The organism is Isoptericola sp. b515 (assembly GCF_030588125.1).
In the GTDB taxonomy this organism is placed as follows: Bacteria; Actinomycetota; Actinomycetes; order Actinomycetales; family Cellulomonadaceae; genus Isoptericola; species Isoptericola sediminis.
On sequence record NZ_JAUQYR010000002.1, the window covers coordinates 640,628 to 664,277 of the forward strand.

General features: G+C 73.6%; 22 protein-coding genes. 20 read left to right on the top strand and 2 right to left on the bottom strand.

All coding sequences use genetic code 11. The features are described from left to right. Nucleotides 1-22 precede the first annotated feature (22 nt). The 18 genes from Q6350_RS08695 (at nucleotide 23) to Q6350_RS08780 (ending at nucleotide 20,671) form a co-directional block, all read left to right on the top strand. Nucleotides 23-1,621, top strand: a complete 1,599-nt coding sequence (locus Q6350_RS08695; protein WP_305065953.1) for a UDP-N-acetylmuramoyl-L-alanyl-D-glutamate--2,6-diaminopimelate ligase — start codon at nucleotides 23-25, stop codon at nucleotides 1,619-1,621. Next, a complete protein-coding gene (gene murF, locus Q6350_RS08700) occupies nucleotides 1,618-3,027 on the top strand; it encodes a UDP-N-acetylmuramoyl-tripeptide--D-alanyl-D-alanine ligase (RefSeq protein ID WP_304603726.1) in 1,410 nt (469 codons plus the stop codon). The genes Q6350_RS08695 and murF overlap by 4 nt, the downstream gene beginning before the upstream one ends. Continuing rightward, on the top strand, nucleotides 3,024-4,106 hold the full coding sequence (gene mraY / locus Q6350_RS08705; protein WP_171247740.1) for a phospho-N-acetylmuramoyl-pentapeptide-transferase: 1,083 nt from the start codon (nucleotides 3,024-3,026) through the stop codon (nucleotides 4,104-4,106). Before murF ends, mraY begins: the two co-directional genes overlap by 4 nt. Continuing rightward, a complete protein-coding gene (murD, locus tag Q6350_RS08710) occupies nucleotides 4,103-5,512 on the top strand; it encodes a UDP-N-acetylmuramoyl-L-alanine--D-glutamate ligase (protein ID WP_304603727.1) in 1,410 nt (469 codons plus the stop codon). The genes mraY and murD overlap by 4 nt, the downstream gene beginning before the upstream one ends. A gap of 8 nt (nucleotides 5,513-5,520) precedes the next feature. Further along, a complete protein-coding gene (gene ftsW, locus Q6350_RS08715) occupies nucleotides 5,521-6,753 on the top strand; it encodes a putative lipid II flippase FtsW (protein ID WP_304603728.1) in 1,233 nt (410 codons plus the stop codon). A 26-nt stretch (nucleotides 6,754-6,779) separates the two neighbouring features. Next, nucleotides 6,780-7,907 (top strand): undecaprenyldiphospho-muramoylpentapeptide beta-N-acetylglucosaminyltransferase, encoded by a 1,128-nt coding sequence (gene murG, locus Q6350_RS08720; RefSeq protein WP_305065954.1) that lies wholly within the window; start codon nucleotides 6,780-6,782, stop codon nucleotides 7,905-7,907. Then, entirely contained in the window at nucleotides 7,904-9,400 is a 1,497-nt protein-coding gene (gene murC / locus Q6350_RS08725; RefSeq protein WP_305065955.1) for a UDP-N-acetylmuramate--L-alanine ligase, read from the top strand. The genes murG and murC overlap by 4 nt, the downstream gene beginning before the upstream one ends. Next, nucleotides 9,400-10,353 (top strand): cell division protein FtsQ/DivIB, encoded by a 954-nt coding sequence (locus Q6350_RS08730; protein WP_304607385.1) that lies wholly within the window; start codon nucleotides 9,400-9,402, stop codon nucleotides 10,351-10,353. Before murC ends, Q6350_RS08730 begins: the two co-directional genes overlap by 1 nt. A gap of 164 nt (nucleotides 10,354-10,517) precedes the next feature. Beyond that, entirely contained in the window at nucleotides 10,518-11,855 is a 1,338-nt protein-coding gene (gene ftsZ / locus Q6350_RS08735) for a cell division protein FtsZ (RefSeq protein WP_304603732.1), read from the top strand. Further along, complete coding sequence (pgeF, locus tag Q6350_RS08740) at nucleotides 11,852-12,658, top strand: peptidoglycan editing factor PgeF (RefSeq protein ID WP_304607386.1); 807 nt, start codon at nucleotides 11,852-11,854, stop codon at nucleotides 12,656-12,658. Before ftsZ ends, pgeF begins: the two co-directional genes overlap by 4 nt. An 80-nt stretch (nucleotides 12,659-12,738) precedes the next feature. Then, nucleotides 12,739-13,215 (top strand): cell division protein SepF, encoded by a 477-nt coding sequence (locus tag Q6350_RS08745; RefSeq protein ID WP_171247733.1) that lies wholly within the window; start codon nucleotides 12,739-12,741, stop codon nucleotides 13,213-13,215. Nucleotides 13,216-13,282: 67 nt separating this feature from the next. Continuing rightward, nucleotides 13,283-13,579 (top strand): YggT family protein, encoded by a 297-nt coding sequence (locus Q6350_RS08750; RefSeq protein WP_171247732.1) that lies wholly within the window; start codon nucleotides 13,283-13,285, stop codon nucleotides 13,577-13,579. 177 nt (nucleotides 13,580-13,756) lie between these two features. Then, nucleotides 13,757-14,404 (top strand): DivIVA domain-containing protein, encoded by a 648-nt coding sequence (locus tag Q6350_RS08755; protein ID WP_171247731.1) that lies wholly within the window; start codon nucleotides 13,757-13,759, stop codon nucleotides 14,402-14,404. Between the two features lie 129 nt (nucleotides 14,405-14,533). Continuing rightward, a complete protein-coding gene (locus Q6350_RS08760; protein ID WP_304603734.1) occupies nucleotides 14,534-14,995 on the top strand; it encodes a TraR/DksA C4-type zinc finger protein in 462 nt (153 codons plus the stop codon). A 16-nt stretch (nucleotides 14,996-15,011) separates the two neighbouring features. Further along, the gene (gene lspA, locus Q6350_RS08765) at nucleotides 15,012-15,632 is read left to right on the top strand and encodes a signal peptidase II (protein WP_304603735.1); all 621 of its coding nucleotides are present in this window, start codon (nucleotides 15,012-15,014) and stop codon (nucleotides 15,630-15,632) included. Next, nucleotides 15,632-16,564 carry an RluA family pseudouridine synthase gene (locus Q6350_RS08770; RefSeq protein ID WP_304603736.1) on the top strand — a complete coding sequence of 311 codons (933 nt, stop codon included), beginning with the start codon at nucleotides 15,632-15,634 and terminating at the stop codon, nucleotides 16,562-16,564. Before lspA ends, Q6350_RS08770 begins: the two co-directional genes overlap by 1 nt. A 64-nt stretch (nucleotides 16,565-16,628) precedes the next feature. After that, complete coding sequence (dnaE, locus tag Q6350_RS08775) at nucleotides 16,629-20,192, top strand: DNA polymerase III subunit alpha (RefSeq protein ID WP_171247727.1); 3,564 nt, start codon at nucleotides 16,629-16,631, stop codon at nucleotides 20,190-20,192. After that, nucleotides 20,189-20,671: an NUDIX domain-containing protein gene (locus tag Q6350_RS08780; RefSeq protein WP_304603737.1), complete on the top strand. Its 483-nt coding sequence runs from the start codon at nucleotides 20,189-20,191 to the stop codon at nucleotides 20,669-20,671. Before dnaE ends, Q6350_RS08780 begins: the two co-directional genes overlap by 4 nt. A 21-nt stretch (nucleotides 20,672-20,692) precedes the next feature. Here the strand turns inward: Q6350_RS08780 and Q6350_RS08785 are convergent, their stop codons facing one another. Next, nucleotides 20,693-21,451: a DUF899 family protein gene (locus Q6350_RS08785; RefSeq protein WP_305065956.1), complete on the bottom strand. Its 759-nt coding sequence runs from the start codon at nucleotides 21,449-21,451 to the stop codon at nucleotides 20,693-20,695. An 82-nt stretch (nucleotides 21,452-21,533) separates the two neighbouring features. Between Q6350_RS08785 and Q6350_RS08790 the strand changes: the two genes are divergently transcribed. Next, nucleotides 21,534-21,941, top strand: a complete 408-nt coding sequence (locus Q6350_RS08790) for a pyridoxamine 5'-phosphate oxidase family protein (protein ID WP_305065957.1) — start codon at nucleotides 21,534-21,536, stop codon at nucleotides 21,939-21,941. 75 nt (nucleotides 21,942-22,016) lie between these two features. On the opposite strand, the gene Q6350_RS08795 is transcribed toward Q6350_RS08790, so the two are convergent. Next, the gene (locus tag Q6350_RS08795) at nucleotides 22,017-22,244 is read right to left on the bottom strand and encodes an RNA-binding S4 domain-containing protein (protein ID WP_304603740.1); all 228 of its coding nucleotides are present in this window, start codon (nucleotides 22,242-22,244) and stop codon (nucleotides 22,017-22,019) included. A 58-nt stretch (nucleotides 22,245-22,302) separates the two neighbouring features. On the opposite strand from Q6350_RS08795, the gene hisD reads away from it, so the two are divergent. After that, the gene (gene hisD / locus Q6350_RS08800) at nucleotides 22,303-23,625 is read left to right on the top strand and encodes a histidinol dehydrogenase (RefSeq protein ID WP_304603741.1); all 1,323 of its coding nucleotides are present in this window, start codon (nucleotides 22,303-22,305) and stop codon (nucleotides 23,623-23,625) included. Nucleotides 23,626-23,650: the final 25 nt, after the last annotated feature.

The window sequence follows — 23,650 nt, forward strand, 5'->3', positions numbered from 1 at the left end:
GGCACCAGGTAGGTTCTTCCCCGTGACATCCCCGACCGAACGCATCCGGCCCGCGGTGCTCGTGCCCCGCCCCGTGGCCGAGCTCGCCGCGCGGTTCGACCTGACCATCGCGCCCCCTGCGGCGTCCACCCAGGTCCAGGTGACCGCCGTGGCCAGCGACAACCGGGCCGTGACCGACGGCGACCTGTTCGTGGCGCTGCCCGGGGCCCGTGCTCACGGCGCGGACTTCGCCGCCGATGCCGTGGCCCGCGGTGCGCACGCCGTCCTGACCGACCCCGCGGGGGCCGCACGTGTGGGGGACCTCCCCGTGCCCGTGCTGGTGACCGACGAGCCGCGGACGCTCCTCGGCCCGGTCGCCGCCTGGGTGCACGGCGCCCCTGCTGAACGCCTGACGACCTTCGGCGTCACCGGCACCAACGGCAAGACGACCACCACGTACCAGCTCGACCACCTGCTGCGCTCCCTGGGGCGCCGCGGCGGCCTGGTGGGCACGGTCGAGACCCGCTCCGGGGACCGTGTGCTGCCCAGCCGGCTCACGACGCCGGAGGCCTCCGACCTGCAGGCGGTGCTCGCGGCGATGTGCGAGGACGGGGTCGACTCGCTGTCCATGGAGGTCTCCTCGCACGCGATCGCCATGCACCGGGTCGACGGGGTGGTGTACGACGTCGCCGGGTTCACGAACCTCAGCCAGGACCACCTGGACTTCCACGGCGACCTGGACGCCTACTTCGCCGCCAAGGCCGAGCTCTTCACCCCCGCCCGGTCCCGCCAGGGGGTCGTCGTGGTCGACGACGACTGGGGCGAGCGGATGGCTGCCGCGGCGACCGTCCCCGTCCAGACCGTCCGCACCGGCCCGGCCCGGGAGGGCGCGCCGGCCGCGGACTGGACCGTCGCGGAGGTCGCCCCGCGCGGCACCGGGTCGGCCTTCACCCTGACCCACGCCGACGGCCGGTCCCTGCGGGCCCGGACGTCCCTGCCGGGCCACTTCAACGTCGCCAACGCCGCCCTGGCCGTGGTCATGGTGCTGGCCTCCGGGGTCGCGCTGGACGACGTCGTCGCCGCCCTCGAGGCCGGTGACGGGCTGTCCGCGCAGGTGCCGGGACGGATGGAGGTCGTCGGACCCGGGGACGGCACCCATCCCCGGGTGGTCGTGGACTTCGCGCACAACACCGACGCGCTGGAGCTGGCTCTGGCGGCGCTGCGCCCGACCACCACCGGACGCCTCGTCGTCGTCTTCGGCGCGACCGGCGACCGTGACCCCGGCAAGCGCCCGCTCATGGGTGCGGCCGCCGTGGCGGGGGCCGACGTGGTCGTCGTCACGGACGACGACCCGCACGACGAGGACGCCGCCGCGGTCCGTGCCGCGGTGCGCGCCGGGGCGGAGGCCGCCCGGGACCGCGCCGTCGCGGCGGGCCGCGACGTCACCGTCACCGAGGTGGCACCGCGCGACGAGGCCATCCGGCGCGCCGTGCTCGAGGCGGCCGGCACCGATACGGTGCTCGTCGCCGGCCGCGGCCACGAGACCCTCCAGGAGGTCCGCGGCGTGGACCTCGAGCTGGACGACCGTGTCGAGGCGCGCGCTGCGCTGCGTGCCCGCGCAGAGAGGACCCCCACCGCATGATCGAGCTCACCGCTGCCGAGGTCGCCGCCGCGACCGCGGGGTCGTCGCACGGCGCCGGGGACGACGTGGTCGTCCGCGGCCCGGTCGTCGTCGACTCCCGGCAGGTGTCACCCGGCGCGCTGTTCGTCGCGCTCCCCGGCGAGCACGTCGACGGCCACGACTTCGCCGCGGCCGCGGTCGAGGCCGGGGCCGCCCTCGTGCTGGCCGCACGGCCCGTGGAGAACGTGCCCTGCGTCGTCGTCGACGACGTCCAGACGGCTCTCGGCGAGCTCGCCCGCGTGGTGCTGGCCCGGCTGCGCGAGCGGCACGAGGTCCGGGTGGTGGCCGTCACCGGGTCGGTGGGCAAGACCACCACCAAGGACCTGCTCGGCCAGCTCCTCGAGCCGTCCTTCGGTGCCGATGCCGTCGTGGTGCCCACCGGTTCGTTCAACAACGAGATCGGTCTGCCCCTGACGGTGCTGCGGGCGACCGCGGACACCCGGCTGCTGGTCCTGGAGATGGGCGCGGACCGGCCCGGCAACATCGCCGACCTGACCCGCATCGCCCCGCCGGACGTCGGCATCGTGCTCGCGGTCGGTACCGCGCACCTCGGCGTCTTCGGCGACGTGGAGACGATCGCGCGCACCAAGGGCGAGATGGTCGCCGGGGTTCGCCCCGGCGGTGTGGTCGCCCTCAACGCCGACGACACCCGCGTGACCGCGATGGCGGACCGCGCGGAGCCCGGCACGGAGGTGGTCACCTTCGGCACGATCTCCTCGGCCGACGTGCGCGCCCAGGACGTGACCGTCGAGGGCGGCCGCGCACGGTTCACGCTCCGCACGGCCGCGGGTTCGGCCCACGTCGCGCTGCGGCTGGTCGGCGCCCACCACGTGACCAACGCGCTCGCCGCCGCGACGGCGGCCCTCCGGCTCGGCGTCGACCTGCCGGTCGTGGCCGAGCGGCTGTCGTCGGCCACGCCGCGGAGCCCGCACCGCATGGCGGTCACCGAGCGGGCCGACGGTGTGACCGTCGTGGACGACTCCTACAACGCGAACCCCGACTCGATGCGGGCCGCCCTGCGTACCCTGGCCGTGATGGCCGGCCGGTCGCGCCGGTCGGTCGCCGTGCTGGGGGAGATGCTCGAGCTCGGCGAGGTCGCGCGCACCGAGCACGACGCGATCGGTCGGCTCGCCGTCCGGCTCAACGTCAAGCTGCTGGTCGTGGTCGGCGAGGGCGCGTACCACATCCACGAGGGGGCCCAGCAGGAGGGGTCCTGGGGAGAGGAGTCGGTGTTCGTGCCGGACCTGGACGCGGCCCGCGTGCTCCTGGCGGAGGCGCTCACGGACGGTGACGTCGTGCTGGTCAAGGCCTCGCACGGGTCCGGGCTGTGGCGGCTGGCCGACGAGCTGGTGGAGGCCGCCGGATGATCGCCGTCCTCGCCGCCGCCGGCGTCTCGCTCCTGGTCGCCCTGCTGGGCACCCCGCTGTTCATCCGCTTCCTGGTGCACCGCAACTACGGCCAGTTCGTGCGCCAGGACGGCCCGACGGCGCACTTCACCAAGCGCGGCACCCCGACGATGGGCGGCGTGGTGATCATCGCGGCGACCCTGCTGGGCGTCGCCGCCTCGATGATCCTCGCGGGCCGTCCGCCGAGCGCCTCGGCCCTGCTCGCGCTGTACCTCATGACCGGCCTGGGGCTGGTCGGGTTCCTCGACGACTTCACCAAGATCCGCAAGCAGCGGTCGCTGGGCCTGACGGCGCGCGCGAAGATCGTCGGCCAGGGCTTCGTCGGCATCTCGTTCGCGGTGCTGGCCCTGCAGTTCCCCAACGCCAACTCCCGCACGCCGGCCTCGACCAAGATCTCGTTCCTGCGGGACACCGACCTGGACCTCGCCTTCGCCGGGACGACGATCGGCCTGATCCTGTTCGTGATCTGGGCGAACTTCCTCATCACGGCATGGTCCAACGCGGTCAACCTCACCGACGGCCTGGACGGGCTCGCGACCGGGTCGTCGCTGATCGTGTTCGGCGCCTACGTGCTCGTGGGCATCTGGCAGCTCAACCAGTCCTGCCAGCGCCTCGCCGCCGCCGGACCGGGCTGCTACGAGGTGCGTGACCCGCAGGACCTGGCGATCGTGGCGGCGGCGGTCATGGGAGCCTGCTTCGGATTCCTGTGGTGGAACGCCAGTCCGGCCAAGATCTTCATGGGTGACACCGGGTCGCTGGCCCTCGGCGGTGCGCTCGCGGCGCTGTCGATCCTCACCCGCACCGAGATCCTCGCCGCCATCATCGGTGGTCTGTTCGTGATCATCGTGCTCAGCGACATCATCCAGATCGGGTCCTTCAAGCTCACCCGCAAGCGGGTGTTCAAGATGGCCCCGCTGCACCACCACTTCGAGCTGTCCGGCTGGGGCGAGGTCACCATCGTCATCCGGTTCTGGCTCATCGCGGGCCTCTTCTCCGCCCTCGGCATGGGGATCTTCTACGCCGAGTGGGTCGTCAGTTGAGGCTCACCGGTGCCCGGGTGGTCGTGGCCGGGCTCGGCGTGACCGGCCGCGCCGTCGTCGCGGCGCTCGCGGGTCGCGCGGCCATGGTGACGACGGTCGACGGCCGTGCCGGCGACGCGGACGTGACCGGGGCCGACGCGACGGACCCGCGGGTGGTCGCCGGCCTCGTCGCGGACGCCGACCTGGTGGTCGCGTCGCCGGGGTGGGCGCCGTCGACGCCGCTGCTCACCGCCGCCCGGCAGGCCGAGGTCCCGGTGTGGAGCGAGGTGGAGCTGGCCTGGCGGCTGCGGACCGGAGCCCCGTGGCTGGCCGTCACCGGGACCAACGGCAAGACGACGACCGTGCAGATGCTCGCCTCGATCCTCACGGCCGCCGGGCTGCGCACCGCCACGGTCGGCAACGTCGGCACCCCGGTGCTCACCGCCGCCCAGGACCCTGACCTGGAGGTGCTGGCCGTGGAGCTGTCCAGCTTCCAGCTCCACCACACCACGAGCATGGCGGCGGAGGCCGCGGCCGTGCTCAACGTGGCCGACGACCACCTCGACTGGCACGGCTCGGCGCAGGCGTACGCCGCCGACAAGGGCCGGATCTACCGCGGCGCGCAGGTGGCGTGCGTCTACAACGTCGCCGACCCGCGCACCGAGCAGCTCGTGCGCGACGCCGAGGTCGCCGACGGGGCGCGGGCCGTCGGGTTCACCCTCGGTCCGCCCGGACCGGGGCAGCTGGGGCTGGTCGAGGACGTGCTGGTCGACCGCGCCTTCCACGCGCCGACCGACGCCCCGGACCGGCACCGCACGGCCGCCGAGCTGGCCACCCTCGACGACCTGGCCCATCTCGGCGGCCCGCAGGGCCCGCCCCCGCACGTCGTGGCCAACGCCCTCGCCGCAGCGGCGCTCGCCCGTGCCCACGGTGTCGACGCCCGGGCGGTCCGTGACGGCCTGCGGAGCTTCTCCGCCGACGCCCACCGCGCCGCCGTCGTCCGCACCCTGGAGGGGGTGACGTACGTCGACGACTCCAAGGCCACCAACGCCCACGCCGCGGCCGCGTCCCTCGCGGCCTGCGCACCGGGCACGGGTGTCTGGATCGCGGGCGGGCTGGCCAAGGGGGCGTCCTTCGACGACCTCGTCGCGGGCCGCGCGGACCGCCTGCGCGCCGCGGTCGTCATCGGGACGGACCCGACGCCCTTCGTCGACGCGCTCGCCCGACACGCGCCCGAGGTACCGGTCACCGTGATCGATCCCGGCGACACTGGCACCGTGATGCGTCGCGCCGTCGCCGCGGCACGGCAGGCCGCCCGGGCGGGCGACACCGTGCTGCTGGCCCCGGCCGGGGCGTCCATGGACCAGTTCGCGTCCTACGCGGCACGGGGTGAGGAGTTCGCCTCCGCGGTGCGGGACCTGACGTAGGGAGCACGATGGCGGTCACGTCTGCCGCACGCCGCACCGACCGGCCGTGGCTGGGGCAGTGGAACTCCGCCGTGACGAGCTACTACCTCGTCGTCGGGGCGACCGGGCTGCTGCTGCTCATCGGCCTGGTCATGGTGTTCTCCAGCACGACCGTCACCTCGATCGCCGCGGGGGAGCCGCCCTACGCCGCCGGGCTGACCCAGGCGCGGTTCGCCCTGATCGGCCTGCCCCTGATGCTCGTCGCCGCGCGCCTGCCGGTGCACTGGTACCGGCGTCTCGCCTGGCCCGCGCTGGCGTGCGCGATCGTGCTGCAGTCGCTGACCCTCGTCCCCGCGCTCGCCCGGGCGCAGGGCGGCAACGTCGGCTGGATCTCCCTCGGCGGGATCACCGTGCAGCCCGCCGAGGTCAGCAAGCTCGCCCTGGCCGTCTGGCTCGGTGCCGTGCTGGGCCGCAAGCAGCACCTGCTGGGCTCGTGGGCGCATGCCGTCGTGCCCGCCGTGCCCGGGGCCATGGTGGTCCTGGGCCTGGTCATCGCCGGCAACGACCTCGGGACCATGCTCGTCATCGCCGGGCTCGTCGCCGGTGCCCTGTGGGTCGCCGGGGCCCCGTGGCGGATGCTGGCCCTGGGCGGCAGCGTCGCGCTCGCCGCGGTCGTGGGGCTGTTCGTGCTGGGCAACGCGAACCGCATGGGCCGCATCCTGGCGACCTACGGCGGGTGCACGGACGCCGAGGGGGAGTGCTACCAGTCGTTGCACGGGATGTACGGCCTCGGGACCGGCGGTCTGTTCGGCGTCGGGCTCGGGGCGAGCCGCGAGAAGTGGCGGTACCTGCCCGAGGCTCACAACGACTTCATCTACGCCATCATCGGTGAGGAGCTCGGTCTCCTCGGCACGCTGCTCGTGCTGTCCCTGTTCGTCGTGCTCGGTGTCGCGATGGCCCGGATCGTGCGCCGGCACACCGACCCGTTCGTCAAGATCACCACGGCGGCCGTGGCCTGCTGGATCGTGGGCCAGGCCTTCGTCAACATCGGCGTGGTGCTCGGGCTGCTGCCCGTGATCGGCGTGCCGCTGCCCCTGGTGTCGGCCGGCGGGTCCGCGCTGGTGACCACGATGGCGGCGCTCGGCATGGTCATCAGCTTCGCACGGTCCGAACCGGGTGCCGCCGAGGCGCTCGCGGCGCGGCCCGGTGTGGTCCGCCGCTCCCTGACGGTGCTGGGCCGCGCGGGGGGCCGGGGCCGGTAGGGTCTGCCCGTGTGAAGACTTCCTCCGTGCGTTCTGTCGTGCTGGCCGGCGGAGGGACCGCCGGCCACGTCAACCCGTTGCTCGCGGTCGCCGACGAGCTGCGCGCCCGCGACCCCGAGACGTCGTTCCGGGTCCTGGGTACCGCCAGCGGTCTCGAGGCGGACCTGGTGCCCGCCGCCGGCTACCCGCTGCACGAGATCCCGCGCGTCCCGCTGCCGCGTCGCCCGAGCCCGGACCTGTTCCGCCTGCCCGTCCGGCTCCGTGCGGCCGTACGGTCGGCCCAGGACGCGATCACCGAGATCGACGCCCAGGCGGTGGTCGGGTTCGGCGGCTACGTCTCCACGCCGGCCTACCTGGCGGCCCGCCGGCTCGGCGTGCCGGTGGTGATCCACGAGCAGAACGCCCGCCCGGGCCTCGCCAACCGGCTCGGGGCGCGCTGGGCGGCGGCGGTGGGCACCACCTTCGCCGACACGCGGATCGCCGGTGCGACCTGCGTGGGCCTGCCGCTCCGTCCGGCGATCGCGGCGCTGGTCGACGAGCGCCGGGCGGACCCGGCCGGCTCCCGCGCCCGCGGCGCCGCGGCGCTCGGGCTCGACCCCGCCCTGCCGACCCTGCTGGTCACCGGCGGCTCCTCGGGCGCGCTGAACGTCAACCGGGCCGTCACGGGTGCCGCCGCGACGCTGCTCGACGCCGGGGTCCAGGTGCTGCACCTGACGGGACGGGGCAAGGACACCGAGGTGCGGGAGGCCGTGGCGGCGCTGGCCGGCGACCACGACGTGTCGCGCTACCACGTGCGCGAGTACCTCGGTGAGATGCAGCACGCGCTGGCGGCCTGCGACCTCGTCGTCGCGCGCTCCGGGGCGGGCACCGTCTGCGAGCTGGCTGCTCTCGGCCTGCCCGCGGTGTACGTCCCGCTGCCGATCGGCAACGGCGAGCAGCGGCTGAACGCCCGCGACGTGGTCGGTGCCGGGGGCGGGATCGTGATCGACGACGTCGCGTTCACCCCGGAACGGGTCGCGGCCGAGGTGCCCGCCCTGCTCCAGGACCGGGACCGGCTTGTCGCCATGGCCGAGGCCGCGGGATCCGTCGGGGTCCGGGACGCGGCCGCACGGGTCGCGGACATGGTCGCGGACGTCGCCGGGGCAGCCCGATGAGCGCCCCGACGGACGTGGCGGCGCTCGGTCGCGTCCACCTCATCGGCATCGGGGGCGCCGGGGTCTCCGTCGTCGCGCGGCTGCTCGCCGCCCGCGGCGTCCCTGTCCAGGGGTCGGACGCGGCGGAGGGGCCTGCGCTGGCCGCGCTGCGCGCCGACGGGATCCCGGTGTGGGTCGGGCACGACGCCGGGCACGTGGTCGCCCCCGACGGCACGCCGCGGGTGGACACCGTGGTCGTGTCCACCGCCGTCCGGGAGAGCAACCCGGAGCTGGCCGCGGCGCGCGCGGCCGGGTTGCAGGTGCTGCACCGGTCGCAGGCGCTCGCCGTCCTCATGGGGGGCCGGCGGACGGTCGCGGTGGCCGGTGCGCACGGCAAGACCACCACCTCGGCCATGGTCGCCACGGTCCTGGCCGCGGTGGGCGTCGACGCGTCGTTCGCGATCGGCGGCACCGTCCGACGGCGCGACGGGGCGGGGGAGCGGACGGTCCCGGGAGGTCACGCGGGGACGGCCGACGTGCTGGTCGCCGAGGCCGACGAGTCCGACGGCTCGTTCCTCAACTACAGCCCGACGGTGGCCGTGGTGACGAATGTCGAGGCCGACCACCTGGACCACTACGGGTCGCAGGAGGCGTTCGAGCAGGCCTTTGTCGACTTCGCCGCCCGGATCACCCCCGACGGCACGCTCGTGGCGTGCGCCGACGACGCCGGCTCGGCCCGGCTCGCGGCCGCGCACCGGGCGGCGGGCGGCCGGGTCGTCACCTACGGGACCGTCCCGGAGTCCGACGTGCGGGTCCGCGGCGTCGAGGTCGGGGCCGGGACCGCGCGGGCGACCGTCTCCGGCGGACCCCTGGGCGACGCGGAGCGGCTGCTGGCCCTCGACGTCCCGGGCGCGCACAACGTGCTGAACGCCACCGCCGCGGTGGTCACCGCCGTGCTGCTCGGCGCCGGCCCGTCGGCCGCGGTGGCCGCGGCGGGCACCTTCGTGGGCACCGGGCGACGCTTCGAGCCCCGCGGCGAGGCCGGTGGCGTCCGGGTGTTCGACAGCTACGACCACCACCCGACCGAGGTGGAGGCGCTGCTGCGAGCGGCGCGGCCCGTGGCGGGAACGGGACGGGTCCTCGTGCTGTTCCAGCCGCACCTGTACTCCCGCACGCGGATCTTCGCCGACCGGTTCGCCGCCGCGCTGTCCCTGGCCGACGAGGTCGTGGTGACGGGGGTGTACCGGGCGCGTGAGGACGTCGACCCGGAGGTGACCGCGAGGACGATCACGGACCTGGCCGGTCCGACGGTCTCCGGCGGGCGGGTGCGGGCCGTCGAGGACCGGGTCGAGGCGGCGCACGCCGTGGCCCGCCTGGCCCGCCCGGGGGACGTCGTGCTGACCGTCGGGGCGGGCGACGTCACCGAGCTCGGACCCGTCGTCCTCGCCGAGCTGGCGGCGCGCCACGGCGTGGCGGACCTCCCGGGACCGGCGCCGGACGCGACGATGGGGTGATGCGTCCCCCACCTCGTCCCCGCGCGCCCGAGCGGCCACGGCCCGCCCCGGCGGCGTCCTCGGCGTCCCCGGCGGGGTCCGGACGTCGTGCGGCCGGTGCGGCACGGTCGGCCGGCAGCGCGCGGTCCGCCGCGTCCCCGGCGCGGCCCCGGCCGGTGGCGTCCGCGCCGGAGCGGGGCCCCCGCCCGGTGCCGGCGCCCGCCGCCCGCGACCCCCGCGTCTCGACCGCGATGGCCGACCGGCTCGCCGAGCGTTCGGCCATGCGCCGCCACCGGTCCTGGCGCACGGCGCTCGTGGTGGTGCTGCTGGTCGGCCTCGTGGGCGGGGCGGGCTGGGTGGTCGGGTGGTCCGACCTGCTCGCGCTCGACGCGGAGGAGGTGACCGTCACGGGGGCGGACGTGCCCGTGGTCGACGGCGAGCGGGTGCACGAGATCGCCCTGGGCGCGGCCGGCACACCGCTGCTGCGTCTCGACACGGCGGGCATGGCGGCCGAGATCCGTTCCCTGCGTGGTGTCAAGGACGTCACGCTCGCCCGGTCGTGGCCGCACGGTCTCGGCGTCGTCGTCGTCGCCCGCGAACCCGTGGCGGCGGTCCCGGACGGCACGGACTACGTGCTGCTGGACGACGAGGGTGTGCGGCTGGGCCGCCGTGCCGGCGTGCCCGAGGGGCTCCCGGTGGTGTCCGTGCCGCTGGAGAAGGAGTCCGCCCGGGCGTTGCAGGCGGCGCTGGCGGTCGTCGCCGCGCTCCCGCCCGGGCTGTCCGCGCGGGTGGAGCAGGTCAGCGCCCGCACCCAGGACGACGTGGAGACCGTGCTGCGCGACGGGCTCAGCATCCGCTGGGGCGGGGCGGACCGCCTGCCGCTGAAGGTGGAGGTCGTGCGCACGTTGCGCGCGGTCGGAGGGGACGTCGCCGTCATCGACGTCTCGTCGCCCGAGCTGCCGGTGACCCGGTGACCGCCGTCCGACCCGTCGCGACACGCCGAGGCACGTGCGGCGCGGGCGGGTTCCGGCGAAATACCGTCGTCACAAGCAGCAACCTGACATAACACTCACCTTCAACTATAACCTGAAGGTTTGACCGGTGGGGTCAGGACCCGAACGACCCGAGAGGCAACGACGTGGCAACTCCGCAGAACTACCTGGCAGTGATCAAGGTGGTCGGCATCGGCGGTGGCGGCGTGAACGCCGTGAACCGCATGATCGAGGTCGGCCTCAAGGGTGTCGAGTTCATCGCCATCAACACCGACGCGCAGGCCCTGCTGATGTCGGACGCCGACGTCAAGCTGGACGTCGGTCGCGAGCTGACGCGCGGGCTCGGGGCCGGCGCCGACCCCGAGGTCGGCCGCAAGGCCGCCGAGGACCACGCCGACGAGATCGAGGACGTCCTGCGCGGCGCCGACATGGTCTTCGTCACGGCGGGCGAGGGCGGCGGCACCGGGACCGGGGGCGCCCCGGTCGTGGCGCGCATCGCGCGCTCCCTCGGCGCGCTGACGGTCGGGGTCGTCACCCGCCCGTTCACCTTCGAGGGCCGGCGCCGGTCGGTGCAGGCCGAGCAGGGGATCGAGCAGCTCCGCGAGGAGGTGGACACGCTCATCGTCATCCCGAACGACCGGCTGCTGTCGATGTCGGACCGGAACGTGTCGGCCATCGCCGCCTTCCACTCCGCCGACCAGGTGCTGCACTCGGGCGTGCAGGGGATCACCGACCTCATCACCACCCCGGGGCTGATCAACCTCGACTTCGCGGACGTCAAGTCCGTCATGCAGGGGGCGGGGTCCGCGCTCATGGGGATCGGGTCGGCCCGTGGGGAGGACCGCGCGGTCCAGGCCGCCGAGCTGGCGATCTCCTCGCCGTTGCTGGAGGCCTCCATCGACGGTGCGCACGGCGTGCTGCTGTCGATCCAGGGTGGCAGCGACCTGGGACTGTTCGAGGTGCACGAGGCCGCGCGGCTCGTGCAGGAGGCGGCCCACCCCGAGGCGAACATCATCTTCGGCACGGTCATCGACGACGCGCTCGGCGACGAGGTGCGCGTCACGGTCATCGCGGCCGGGTTCGACGGCGGGCTGCCCAAGGCGCGCGAGGACTCCCGCGCCCTGGGGCAGGTCGCGGGCAGCTCCTCGGCGAGCCGTGCGGGCGGGGACGACGGCGCGGCCGGACGTCAGGGCTCGTCCGCGGCGAGCCCGGGCACCGGCCACGGCGGCTCCCCGGCCACGGCGCCGGTGCCCCTGCCGGCCGCCGAGCCCGCCCACGCGCGCCCGCGGCCGATCCCGGCCGGTCCGGACGACGTCCCCGCCAGCCTGGAGCCGGTGGGCAACGTCCAGCGGCCGACGAGCCTCGGCGTGGTCGAGGAGGGCGCGGGGGAGGGCGTCACGGTCGAGCGTCCGGTGGACGTGCCCCGCATGGTGGACCAGTCCCGGCCCGCCGAGGACCTCGACGTCCCCGACTTCCTCAAGTGACCTCGTCCGTCCCGTGGGCCCAGGAGGCCATGTTGCCCGAGGACTTCGGTGCCGGACTGCTCCGTGTCGACCTCGGCGCCGGAGTCGTCGCCGGCTTCACCACGCGGCACGGGGGCGTGTCGCCGGCGCCGTGGTCGTCGCTCGACCTGTCCGACGGCACCGGTGACGACAGCGCCCGGGTCCAGCGCAACCGTGACCTGCTGGCCGACTGGGTCGGCAGCCCCGTGGCGTTCGCCACGCAGGTGCACGGAGCCGACGTCCTCGAGCTCGGGCCCCACGAGCGCGCCGAGTGGTCCGGCACGCCCCCGACGAGTGCCGGCACGGCGGACGGTCTGGTCACGGCGGAACCGGGGCTCGGTCTCGGGGTGCTCGTCGCCGATTGCGTGCCGGTGCTGCTCGCCGACGCCACCGCGCGGGTCGTCGGTGTCGCCCACGCGGGTCGGCGCGGGCTGGTGGCCGGCGTCGTCGACGAGGTCGTCGACCGGCTGCTGACCCGCGGTGCCGAGACCGGTCGGCTGCGCGCCGCCGTCGGCCCCGCGGTCTGCGGTCGGTGCTACGAGGTGCCCGAGCAGATGCGCGACGAGGTCACGGCCGTCGTGCCCGAGGCGTGGTCCACGACGTCGGCGGGCACGCCCGGGCTCGACCTGCCGGGCGCCGTGGTGACTCGGCTCGTCGCGCGGGGGGTCGCCACCACGCGCGTGGACCGCTGCACGATGACCGACCCGGACCTGTTCTCGCACCGCCGTGCGACGGCCGCCGGGGAGGTCACCGGGCGACAGGCGGGTGTCGTCGTCCTCTCGTGACCTCGGCGTGTCGCGCTCCGCATAGCGTGTCCCGCTGGATACCGTCAAGTACCTGACGTACCGACGAACGGAGCAGAGCGATGGGCGGAGCGCTTCGCAAGACCATGCTGTACCTGGGGCTGGCCGACGACCAGCGCCCCGACGGGGACTACCTCGACGAGTACGACGAGGAGCTGGAGCCGGTGCGTGACGACGACTACCAGGCCGAGGTCACGCCGCTGCACCGTGACGGTGTGCCGGCCGACGCCCTCGTCGGTGCCGACCTGCGCCGCATCACCACGATCCACCCGCGGTCCTACAACGACGCGCGGTTGATCGGTGAGGCGTTCCGCGGGGGGACCCCGGTCATCATGAACCTGTCGGACATGGACGACTCCGACGCCAAGCGGCTGGTCGACTTCTCCGCCGGTCTCATCTTCGGCCTGCGCGGCTCGATCGAGAGGGTGACCAACAAGGTGTTCCTGCTGTCGCCCGAGCACGTGGAGATCACGGGCGAGGAGCAGGTCGCGCCGCGTCCCACCGAGGCGCGCGCGGGCGCGTTCTACAACCAGAGCTGACCCGCGCACGGCCGCTGCCCGAGAACGCCCCTCGGGCCGTGCGTCGTGCGTCGGGTAGGTTGCCCTCGTGAGCGTGATCTTCAGCCTCGTCGGCTTCGTCCTGCTGCTGTTCCTCGTCTGCCTGATCGTCCGGCTGGTGTTCGACTGGGTCCAGTTCTTCGCCCGTGACTGGCGCCCGCGCGGTGTCGTGCTCGTCATCGCGGAAGGTGTGTACACCGTCACAGATCCGCCCCTGCGCGCCCTGCGGCGGATCATCCCGCCCCTCACCCTGGGCAGCGTGCGTCTGGACCTCGCGTTCCTGGTCCTGTTCCTGGCCACGTCGATCCTCATGCAGGTCGCCAACGGGCTGGCCGCCAGCCTGTGACGACCCCTCCCCGTCCGAGGCGCGGTCCGGGGCGGGGACGGCAGACTGTTCGCCGCCTGTGAAGACGTCGTGTGCTCGCCGCGCTCGGAGGGCCGTGGCGGCGGCCGTGGGCTACCGTGGGCACCCACGGACGCTCCGGGTCCGTGCACGAACGCGCTACGGCAACGAGGTGACACGATGGCACTGCTGACGGCAGAGGACATCCTCAACAAGAAGTTCTCGGCGACGAAGTTCCGCGAGGGCTACGACGTCGAAGAGGTCGACGACTTCCTGGACGAGGTCGTCCGGACGCTGACGGCGGTGCAGGAGGAGAACGACGACCTCCGTTCGAAGCTCTCCGCCGCCGAGAGCCGTGTGGGCGAGCTGAGCCGCAACGAGGCCGCCGCGCAGTCGGCCGAGCAGCCCGAGGCCCCGGCGCCGCAGGCCGCCCCGACCCCGGCGCCCGCGCTGGCCGAGGCCGCCGCCGGCAAGCAGGGTGCCGAGCCCGAGTCGGCGACGGGCATGCTGCAGCTCGCCCAGAAGCTGCACGACGACTACGTGCGCTCCGGCCAGGAGGAGGGCGACCGGCTGATCGCGGAGGCGAAGGCCGAGGGGTCGCGCATCGTCCGCGAGGCCGAGGAGACCAGCCACCGCACGCTGTCCCAGCTGGAGCAGGAGCGGTCGCTGCTGGAGCGCAAGATCGACGAGCTGCGCCTGTTCGAGCGGGACTACCGCACCCGCCTCAAGAGCTTCCTGCAGAACCTGCTCGGCGACCTCGACGCCCGCGGTTCGGCGCTCCCCCCGCAGCGGCAGAACGCCGGGGCAGGACGCTCGCAGGACCTCTGACACCGCACCCGGAGCACGCGGCGCACGGATCGGCCCGCACCGGCAGACACGCCCGAAGGGCGCCTGCTGTTGTGCGGGCCGATCCGTGCGCTTACTCTTCGGTGACCTCGAAGAACGGAAGGGCGCCGAATGTCCAAGCTCTCCACCTCCCAGCGGGCGACGATCCGCGAGGAGTTCCCGAACCTGGCGCGTGACGTCAAGGACTTCCCGGTGCGTGACGGCGAGGAGCCGTGGACGCTTCAGGAGGTCTCCGAGCTCGCTCTGCTGCTCCTGGAGGACAAGGAGCGCTACACCGACGAGCTCGCCGCCGCGGACGCCGAGCTGTCCGACCTCCTGCGCAACTCCGGCGACGGCGCCGGTGACGACCAGGCGGACTACGGATCGAGCGCGCTCGAGCGCGAGCAGGAGCTCACCCTGGTGAACAACCTGCGGGACCTGCTCGACCAGACGACCCACGCGCTGGACCGCATCCGCAGCGGGAAGTACGCCACGTGCGAGGTCACGGGCGCGCCCATCGGCAAGGCCCGGTTGCAGGCCTTCCCGCGCGCCACCCTGTCGGTCGAGGCGAAGGCGCGCGAGGAGCGGCGCTGACCGTAGACTCTGCGCGATGTCCACGACGCCCGCCGGGTCCGACCCGGCTCCCGACCTCCCGCACGAGCCCGTGTCACCCGCTCCGCAGGACGCCGCCGGCACCGCCGCGGATCACGACGCGGCCGTGACGGCCGCACGACGTCGTCGGCTCGGGGCCGGGGCCCTGGGTCTGGCCGCCGTGGTGCTGGTCGTGGACCAGCTGACCAAGTGGTGGGCGCTCGCCACGCTCAGCGAGGGCGAACGGGTCCCGCTGCTCGGCGACCTGCTGGGTCTGACCCTCGTCTTCAACCCCGGCGCGGCGCTGTCGTTCATGGCCAACGGCTACACCTGGGTCCTGACGATCGTCGTCGTGGCGGTCGTGGTGGTGATCCTGCGGGCGATGCGCCGCATCGGGTCGGTGGGCTGGGCGGTCGCCCTGGGACTGCTGCTCGGGGGAGCGCTCGGCAACCTGGTCGACCGGCTCCTGCGCCAGCCCGGGTTCGCCCGGGGGGAGGTCGTCGACATGATCGCCTACGCCGACCTGTTCGTCGGGAACGTCGCCGACATCGCCATCGTGGTCGCGGCCGGGATGATCATCCTGCTGACGTTCCGCGGGATCGGGCTGGACGGGTCGCGGCACACCGAGGACGGTGACTGATGGCCCTGCGGACCCTGCCCGTGCCCGACGGGCTGGCCGGCGAGCGCGTGGACGTCGCCCTGGGTCGGATGCTCGGTTTCTCCCGCAGCCAGGCCGCCGATCTCGCCGCCTCGGGCGCCGTGCGCGCCGACGGGCGCACCGTGGGCAAGTCGGACCGGCTGCTGCCCGACACGCTGCTCGAGGTGGATGTCCCGGACGCGCCGGCGGACGCCCCGGAGGTCGTCGCCGAACCCGTCGAGGGCATGACGATCGCCTACGAGGACGACGACGTGGTGGTCGTGGACAAGCCGGTCGGCGTGGCCGCCCACCCGTCGCCCGGCTGGACCGGTCCGACCGTGGTCGGGGCGCTGGCGGCGGCCGGCTACCGCATCGCGACCTCGGGTGCGGCGGAGCGCCAGGGGATCGTGCACCGGCTCGACGTCGGCACCTCGGGGCTGATGGCCGTCGCCAAGTCCGAAGCCGCGTACACGGGCCTCAAACGCGCCTTCAAGGAGCGCACGGTCGACAAGGTCTACCACGCGCTCGCCCAGGGACACCCGGAGCCCACGACGGGCACCATCGACGCGCCGATCGGCCGCCACCCGCACCACGACTACAAGTTCGCCGTCGTCGCGGAGGGCAAACCGTCGGTGACCCACTACGAGGTCCTCGAGATGCTGCCGGCGGCCTCGCTGGTCGAGGTGCACCTGGAGACCGGGCGCACCCACCAGATCCGGGTGCACTTCGCCGCGCTGAGGCACCCGCTCGTCGGGGACCTCACCTACGGGGCCGACCCGGTGCTGGCCTCGCGCACCGGGCTGCAGCGACAGTGGCTGCACGCGATGCGCCTCGGCTTCACGCACCCCGTGACGGGCAAGGACGTCGTCGTGGAGTCCGAGTACCCGGACGACCTGGCGCACGCCCTGGAGACCCTGCGCGACGCCTACCGGTGAGCCGGTGACCGCTCTCACGGCGGGGCCGGGCGGGGACGTCGGAGGCCGCGCCTAGACTCGGGGCATGCCGGACGCCGCCACCCAGAAGACCGACGACTTCGTCCACCTGCACGTCCACACCGAGTACTCGATGCTCGACGGCGCCGCGCGGATGGACGACCTGTTCTCCGAGGTCGCGCGGCTCGGCCAGAAGGCCATCGCCATCACGGACCACGGCTACCTCTTCGGCGCCTTCGACTTCTGGAGCACCGCGCAGAAGTACGGCGTCAAGCCGATCATCGGCGTCGAGGCGTACGTCACCCCCGGCACCAGCCGCCACGACCGCACGAAGGTCCAGTGGGGCGAGCAGCACCAGAAGCGCGACGACGTCTCCGCCGGCGGCGCCTACACCCACATGACGCTGTGGTCCCGGAACAACACCGGTATGCACAACCTGTTCCGGGCGTCCTCGCTGGCATCCCTCGACGGGCAGATGGGCAAGTGGCCGCGCATGGACCGCGAGCTGCTGGAGACGTACGCCGAGGGGCTGATGGCCACCACCGGCTGCCCGTCGGGCGAGATCCAGACCCGGCTCCGGCTCGGTCAGTGGGACGAGGCGGTCCGCGCGGCGGGGGAGTACCAGGACATCTTCGGCCGCGAGAACTACTTCGTGGAGCTGATGGACCACGGGATCGAGATCGAGTCCCGCACGTCGAAGCAGCTCCTGGAGCTGGCCCGGCACATCGGGGCCCCGCTGGTGGCCACCAACGACCTGCACTACACCCGCCAGGAGGACTCCCACGCCCACGAGGTGCTGCTGGCGGTCAACTCCGGGTCGACCCTGGACGAGCCCACCTACGACCAGGGCGGCAGCCGGTTCGCGTTCAGCGGCGACAACTTCTACGTCAAGTCCGGCGCCGAGATGCGCCGCCTGTTCGCCGAGATGCCCGAGGCGATCGACAACACGCTGCTCATCGCCGAGCGGTGCGAGGTCTCGTTCGACACCGGGGCGAACTACATGCCGAACTTCCCGGTGCCCGCCGGGGAGGACGAGGTCTCCTGGTTCGTCAAGGAGGTCGAGAAGGGCATGCACGTCCGGTACCCGCAAGGGGTCCCGGACGCCGTGCGCGCCCAGGCGAAGTACGAGACCGAGGTGATCGTCCAGATGGGCTTCCCCGGGTACTTCCTCGTGGTGGCCGACTTCATCAACTGGGCCAAGGAGCAGGGCATCCGCGTCGGCCCGGGCCGTGGTTCGGCCGCCGGGTCGATGGTCTCCTACGTCATGGGCATCACCGAGCTGGACCCGCTCGAGCACGGCCTGATCTTCGAGCGGTTCCTCAACCCCGAACGCGTCAGCATGCCCGACGTCGACGTCGACTTCGACGAGCGCCGGCGCTCGGAGGTCATCCGCTACGTCTCGGACAAGTACGGCGACGACCGGGTGGCGATGATCGCCACGTACGGCTCGATCAAGGCCAAGCAGGCTCTCAAGGACGCCTCCCGGGTGCTCGGGTTCCCGTTCGCGATGGGGGAGAAGCTCACCAAGGCGATGCCGCCGCCCGTGATGGGCAAGGACATCCCGCTGTCCGGCATCTTCGACCCGCAGCACGACCGGTACTCCGAGGCCGGGGAGTTCCGTCAGCTGCACGACACGGACCCCGAGGCGCAGCGCGTGGTCGAGACCGCCCGCGGCATCGAGGGGCTCAAGCGCCAGTGGGGTGTGCACGCCGCCGGTGTCATCATGTCCAGCGACCCGCTGATCGACGTCATCCCGATCATGCGGCGCCCGCAGGACGGGGCGGTGATCACGCAGTTCGACTACCCGACCTGCGAGGGTCTCGGCCTGATCAAGATGGACTTCCTGGGCCTGCGCAACCTCACGATCCTCGAGGACGCCCTGGAGATCATCGAGGCCAACGGCAAGGACCCGGTCCAGATCGAGACGATCGCCCTGGACGACAAGGCCTCCTACGAGCTGCTGGCCCGCGGGGAGACTCTCGGCGTGTTCCAGCTCGACGGCGGCCCCATGCGGTCGTTGCTGCGGCAGATGCGTCCGGACAAGTTCGACGACCTCTCGGCGGTCATCGCCCTGTACCGGCCGGGGCCGATGGGCATGAACTCGCACGTCAACTACGCGCTGCGCAAGAACGGCATGCAGAAGATCGAGCCGATCCACCCCGAGCTCGCCGAGCCGTTGTCCGAGGTGCTCGACGAGACCTACGGCCTGATCGTCTACCAGGAGCAGGTGCAGCGCGCCGCCCAGGTGCTCGCCGGGTACTCCCTGGGCCAGGCGGACCTGCTGCGCCGTGCCATGGGCAAGAAGAAGCCCGAGGTGCTGGCCAAGGAGTTCGTGAACTTCGAGGCCGGCTGCAAGGAGCGGGGCTACTCGGACGCCGCCATCCAGGCGGTGTGGGACACGCTGGTGCCGTTCGCCGGGTACGCCTTCAACAAGGCCCACTCGGCCGGCTACGGCCTGGTCGCCTACTGGACCGCCTACCTCAAGGCGAACTACCCGACCGAGTACATGGCGGGGCTCCTGCAGTCCGTGCGGGACGACAAGGACAAGATGGCGCTCTACCTCAACGAGTGCCGTCGCATGCGCATCACGGTGCTGCCGCCGGACGTCAACGACTCGGCCGCGAAGTTCACGGCCGTCGGCGAGGACATCCGGTTCGGGCTGACGGCGGTGCGCAACGTCGGTGCCAACGTCGTGGACGCGATCGTGGCGGCGCGCGAGGAGCACGGCGCGTTCACCTCGTTCACGGACTTCCTGGACAAGGTCCCGGCCGTGGTGTGCAACAAGCGCACCATCGAGTCGTTGATCAAGGCCGGCGCGTTCGACTCGCTGGGCCACCCGCGCCGGGCGCTGCTCGTGGTGCACGAGCAGGCCGTGGACTCGGTGATCTCCGTCAAGCGCAAGGAGGCCGAGGGGCAGTTCGACCTGTTCGCCGACTTCGGCGGGGCCGACGACGAGGTGGTGAGCTTCTCCGTGGACGTCCCGGACCTGCCGGACTGGGACAAGAAGCAGCGCCTGTCCTTCGAGCGGGAGATGCTCGGTCTCTACGTCTCGGACCACCCGCTGTCCGGCCTCGAGCACGTGCTGGCCCGGGCGGCGGACACGTCGATCGCCACGCTCGTCGCCGACGAGCACCGCTCCGACGGGTCGGTGGTGACCGTGGCCGGGCTGCTCACCTCCGTGCAGCGCAAGATCAGCAAGAACGGCAACCCGTGGGCAGCCGTGACCATCGAGGACCTCGACGGCGGCGTCGAGGTGATGTTCTTCGGGGAGACGTACCTCGCCTACTCCACGGTGCTCGCCGAGGACCAGGTCGTGACGATCAGGGGCCGGATCCGGCGCCGTGACGAGCAGATGCAGCTGCAGGCCCAGGAGGTCTCGCTGCCGGACACCTCCGCGGTGGCCGACGCCCCGGTGCACGTGACCGTGCCGCACACCCGCTGCGTCGAACCGGTCATGATCCGCCTGCGGGAGGTGCTGTCCACGCACCCGGGGTCCGCGCCCGTGCACGTGGCCGTCGCCGAGCCCGGGAAGAAGACGCTCGTGCAGGCCGGGGACGGGCTGCGGGTGGAGAAGTCGCCCGCCCTGTTCGGCGACCTCAAGGCGTTGCTCGGACCGAGCTGCCTGTCATGAGCGGCACCTGGGACGACGGCAGCGCCGGCGACCGCTTCCGGTTGGTGCCGGCGGCCTACCTGCTGCTGCGCCGCGAGGGTCAGGTGCTGCTCCAGCTGCGCCGCGGCACCGGCTACATGGACGGCCACTGGGCCGCCGGCGCCGCCGGGCACGTCGAGCCGGGGGAGTCCGCGGTCGCGGCGGCGGTGCGCGAGGCGGCCGAGGAGCTCGGGGTCCGGGTGGCGCCGACGGACCTCGTGCCGCTGACGGTCCAGCACCGGGGCATCCCGGGCGGGCCGGCCCTGGAGCAGCGCGTCGACTTCTACTTCGCGGCCGACCACTGGGACGGCGAGCTGCAGATCCGCGAGCCGGAGCGGACCGCGGACCTGCGGTGGTTCCCGCTGGTCGCGCTGCCCGACCCGGTGGTCCCGCACGAGCTGCCGGTGCTGCGCGGCCTGCACGACGGGGTCCTGCCGGCCGTGCTCACCTTCGGTCTCTGACCGGCCGGGGGCTCGCCGGCCTCAGTGGTGGTGCCCGCGCGGTGCGTCCGGGTCGAACGGCGCAGCGCCGGGACGCGTCCACTGCGGCACCGGCCGCCCCCGGTCCGTCCACCAGGTCCCGGTGGGGTGCTGCGGCCAGCCGTCGGGGGAGTCCTCCCAGGCCTCCTGGCGGCCGTACACCGTCAGGTCGAGCACCTGGAGCTGTGCCATGACGGCCTCGACCCCGCGGTGGGTGGTCTCGTGCGTCAGGTACACGTCCTCGCCGACCCGCAGGTAGCACGAGAGCAGGCCGCGGTCGTCGCTCAGGCCGCCGCGCACCGCCTCGTCCTCGGCCTCCTGCAGCGAGTACCAGGGCACGCGGTACCCCATGAACACCACGTACGGCGCGACCTCGTCCCAGGGGCCCTCGCACACGACGGCGAAGGAGACTCCCCGGTGGTGGAGGTAGGCGGCGTCCTGGAGGCTCCACACGCTCGCCGTGCACCCGACGCACTGGCCCTCGACGGGGTGCCCGGCGTGCCACATGTGCTGGTAGGTCACGAGCTGGTCCCGCCCCTCGAACAGGTCCAGCAGCGTGACACGGCCGCCGGCGCCGACGAGGACCGTCGCGGGGTCGACGGCCGTCATCGGCTGTCGGCGCCGCGCGGCGGCGAGGGCGTCGCCCTCGCGGGTGTGCGCCTTCTCGCGGGACAGGAGCGTCGACCGCGCGCGCAGCCAGGTCGCGCGGTCGACGACGGCGGGGCGTCCGGGCCGGGTGGACGCCGAGGGCTGGACGGACATCGGGGCCTCCTCGGGTGACGTGTGCAGGGTGGGACGACCGGACCCGCCGGAACTCATCGCTGCGCCGCGTAGGCTGGCGCCGATGATCCGACTCAACCCCGAACAGCTCGTCTTCGTCACCGAGCGCCACCTGGCCACGCTGACGACCCTGCGCGCGAACGGCACCCCGCACGTCGTGCCGGTCGGCTTCACCTGGGACGCCGAGCGGGGGATCGCCCGCGTCACGGCACGACGGGGGTCGGTCAAGGCCGCCAACGCGCGACGGCGCGGGCCGGACGGCGAACCGCCCCGGGCCGCGCTGTGCCAGGTCGACGGCGGGCGGTGGCTCACCCTGGAAGGCACGCTGGAGGCGGTCGAGGACCCCGACGCCGTGGCCGAGGCGGTGCGGCGCTACGCGCGTCGCTACCGGCAGGTCGCCTACGACCCGCGGCGGATCGTGCTGGAGCTCACCGTCGACCGGACCATGTCCTCGGCGTACATGGCGTCCTGAGGCGACGGGCCGCGGAGGCGGTCGACCTCAGGTTCAGGTCGAGGTCGAGGGTCACCCTCAGGTCGAGGTCGAGGGTCAGGAGACGACGACGGTCTCGTCACCCTCGGGTCCCGCGACGGTGACCCGCATGCCGCGCGTGAGCTGACGCCCACGTCGGGTCTCGACCTCGCCGTCGACGCTCACGTCGCCGTCGGCCACCAGGTCGCGGGCGTGGGTGCCCGACTCGGCCAGGCCGGCCAGCTTGAGGAACTGGCCCAGGCGGATGACGTCGTCGCGGATCGGTACCTCGATCGGGGTGTCCATGCGCCCATTGTCCGGGACGCCCGGACGTGCTGCGGCACGCCGCACCTAGACTGGTGGGGTGATCCGACGCATCGATCTTCGGGGCCGGTCCCTGTCCCGCCGTGACCTGATCGGGGTGCTGCCGCGCCCCGAGGTCGGCGTGGAGCAGGCGACCGAGGCCGTCGCTCCCGTCCTGGCCGACGTGCGGTCCCGTGGCGCTGCCGCGCTGCGCGACCTGGCCGAGCGTTTCGACGGGGTGCGTCCCGAGCATCTGCGGGTCCCGGCCGCGGCGATGCGCTCCGCGCTGGCCGAGCTCGACCCGGGTGTCCGCGCCGGGCTCGAGGAGTCGATCCGCCGGGTGCGGGCGGTGCACGCCGCCCAGGTCCCCCGGGAGCACACGACCGTGCTGGCCGACGGGGCCGAGGTGCGTCAGCGCTGGATCCCGGTGCAGCGCGTGGGCCTCTACGCGCCGGGCGGGCTGGCCGTCTACCCGTCCTCGGTGATCATGAACGTGGTCGCGGCCCAGGAGGCGGGGGTGCCGGGGCTCGCGGTCGCCTCCCCGCCGCAGCGGGACGCCGGCGGGCTGCCGCACCCGACGATCCTCGCGGCGTGCGCGCTGCTCGGGGTCGACGAGGTCTACGCGGTCGGCGGCGCTCAGGCGGTGGCCATGTTCGCCTACGGCGCGGCGGGGACCGACCCGGTCGACGGGGACGTGCTGTGCGAGCCGGTGGACGTCGTCACCGGCCCGGGCAACGTCTACGTGGCGGCGGCGAAGCGCCTGGTCCGCGGCGTCGTCGGCATCGACTCGGAGGCCGGCCCCACGGAGATCGCCGTCCTGGCGGACGACACGGCCGACGCCGGTCACGTCGCCCTGGACCTCATCAGCCAGGCCGAGCACGACCCGATGGCCGCCTCGGTGCTGGTGACGCCGTCGCCGGAGCTCGCGGGCGCCGTCGAGGCGAAGCTGACCGATCTCGCGGACGCCACGAAGCACACCGAACGAGTGACCACCGCGCTGTCCGGTCCGCAGTCGGCCGTCGTGCTCGTCGACGACCTCGAGCAGGGGCTCGCGGTGGTGGACGCCTACGGTGCCGAGCACCTGGAGATCCAGACGGTCGACGCCGCCGCGTGGGCCGAGCGGGTGCGGTCGGCGGGGGCGATCTTCGTCGGGCCCTACTCGCCGGTCTCCCTCGGCGACTACCTGGCGGGGTCGAACCACGTGCTGCCCACGGGCGGGACGGCGCACTTCGCCAGCGGGCTCGGCGTGCACGCGTTCCTGAAGTCGGTGCAGGTGATCGAGTACGACCGGGACGCCCTGGCGGAGGTGGCCGACCGGATCGTCGCGGTCGCCGACGACGAGGACCTGCCGGCGCACGGCGAGGCGGTCCGCGGGCGCTTCTGAGCGGCCCGGCGCGCATCGCGACCGG

Excerpts from the sequence above, each read along its gene's own strand:
- Q6350_RS08745 (WP_171247733.1), top strand. The coding sequence starts at position 12,739 with ATGGGCGGAGCGCTTCGCAAGACCATGCTGTACCTGGGGCTGGCCGAC.
- mraY (WP_171247740.1), top strand. The coding sequence starts at position 3,024 with ATGATCGCCGTCCTCGCCGCCGCCGGCGTCTCGCTCCTGGTCGCCCTG.
- murC (WP_305065955.1), top strand. The coding sequence starts at position 7,904 with ATGAGCGCCCCGACGGACGTGGCGGCGCTCGGTCGCGTCCACCTCATC.
- ftsW (WP_304603728.1), top strand. The coding sequence starts at position 5,521 with ATGGCGGTCACGTCTGCCGCACGCCGCACCGACCGGCCGTGGCTGGGG.
- Q6350_RS08795 (WP_304603740.1), bottom strand. The coding sequence starts at position 22,244 with ATGGACACCCCGATCGAGGTACCGATCCGCGACGACGTCATCCGCCTG.
- murF (WP_304603726.1), top strand. The coding sequence starts at position 1,618 with ATGATCGAGCTCACCGCTGCCGAGGTCGCCGCCGCGACCGCGGGGTCG.
- lspA (WP_304603735.1), top strand. The coding sequence starts at position 15,012 with ATGTCCACGACGCCCGCCGGGTCCGACCCGGCTCCCGACCTCCCGCAC.
- Q6350_RS08790 (WP_305065957.1), top strand. The coding sequence starts at position 21,534 with ATGATCCGACTCAACCCCGAACAGCTCGTCTTCGTCACCGAGCGCCAC.
- Q6350_RS08730 (WP_304607385.1), top strand. The coding sequence starts at position 9,400 with ATGCGTCCCCCACCTCGTCCCCGCGCGCCCGAGCGGCCACGGCCCGCC.
- Q6350_RS08755 (WP_171247731.1), top strand. The coding sequence starts at position 13,757 with ATGGCACTGCTGACGGCAGAGGACATCCTCAACAAGAAGTTCTCGGCG.
- Q6350_RS08785 (WP_305065956.1), bottom strand. The coding sequence starts at position 21,451 with ATGTCCGTCCAGCCCTCGGCGTCCACCCGGCCCGGACGCCCCGCCGTC.
- dnaE (WP_171247727.1), top strand. The coding sequence starts at position 16,629 with ATGCCGGACGCCGCCACCCAGAAGACCGACGACTTCGTCCACCTGCAC.
- Q6350_RS08760 (WP_304603734.1), top strand. The coding sequence starts at position 14,534 with ATGTCCAAGCTCTCCACCTCCCAGCGGGCGACGATCCGCGAGGAGTTC.
- Q6350_RS08770 (WP_304603736.1), top strand. The coding sequence starts at position 15,632 with ATGGCCCTGCGGACCCTGCCCGTGCCCGACGGGCTGGCCGGCGAGCGC.
- Q6350_RS08780 (WP_304603737.1), top strand. The coding sequence starts at position 20,189 with ATGAGCGGCACCTGGGACGACGGCAGCGCCGGCGACCGCTTCCGGTTG.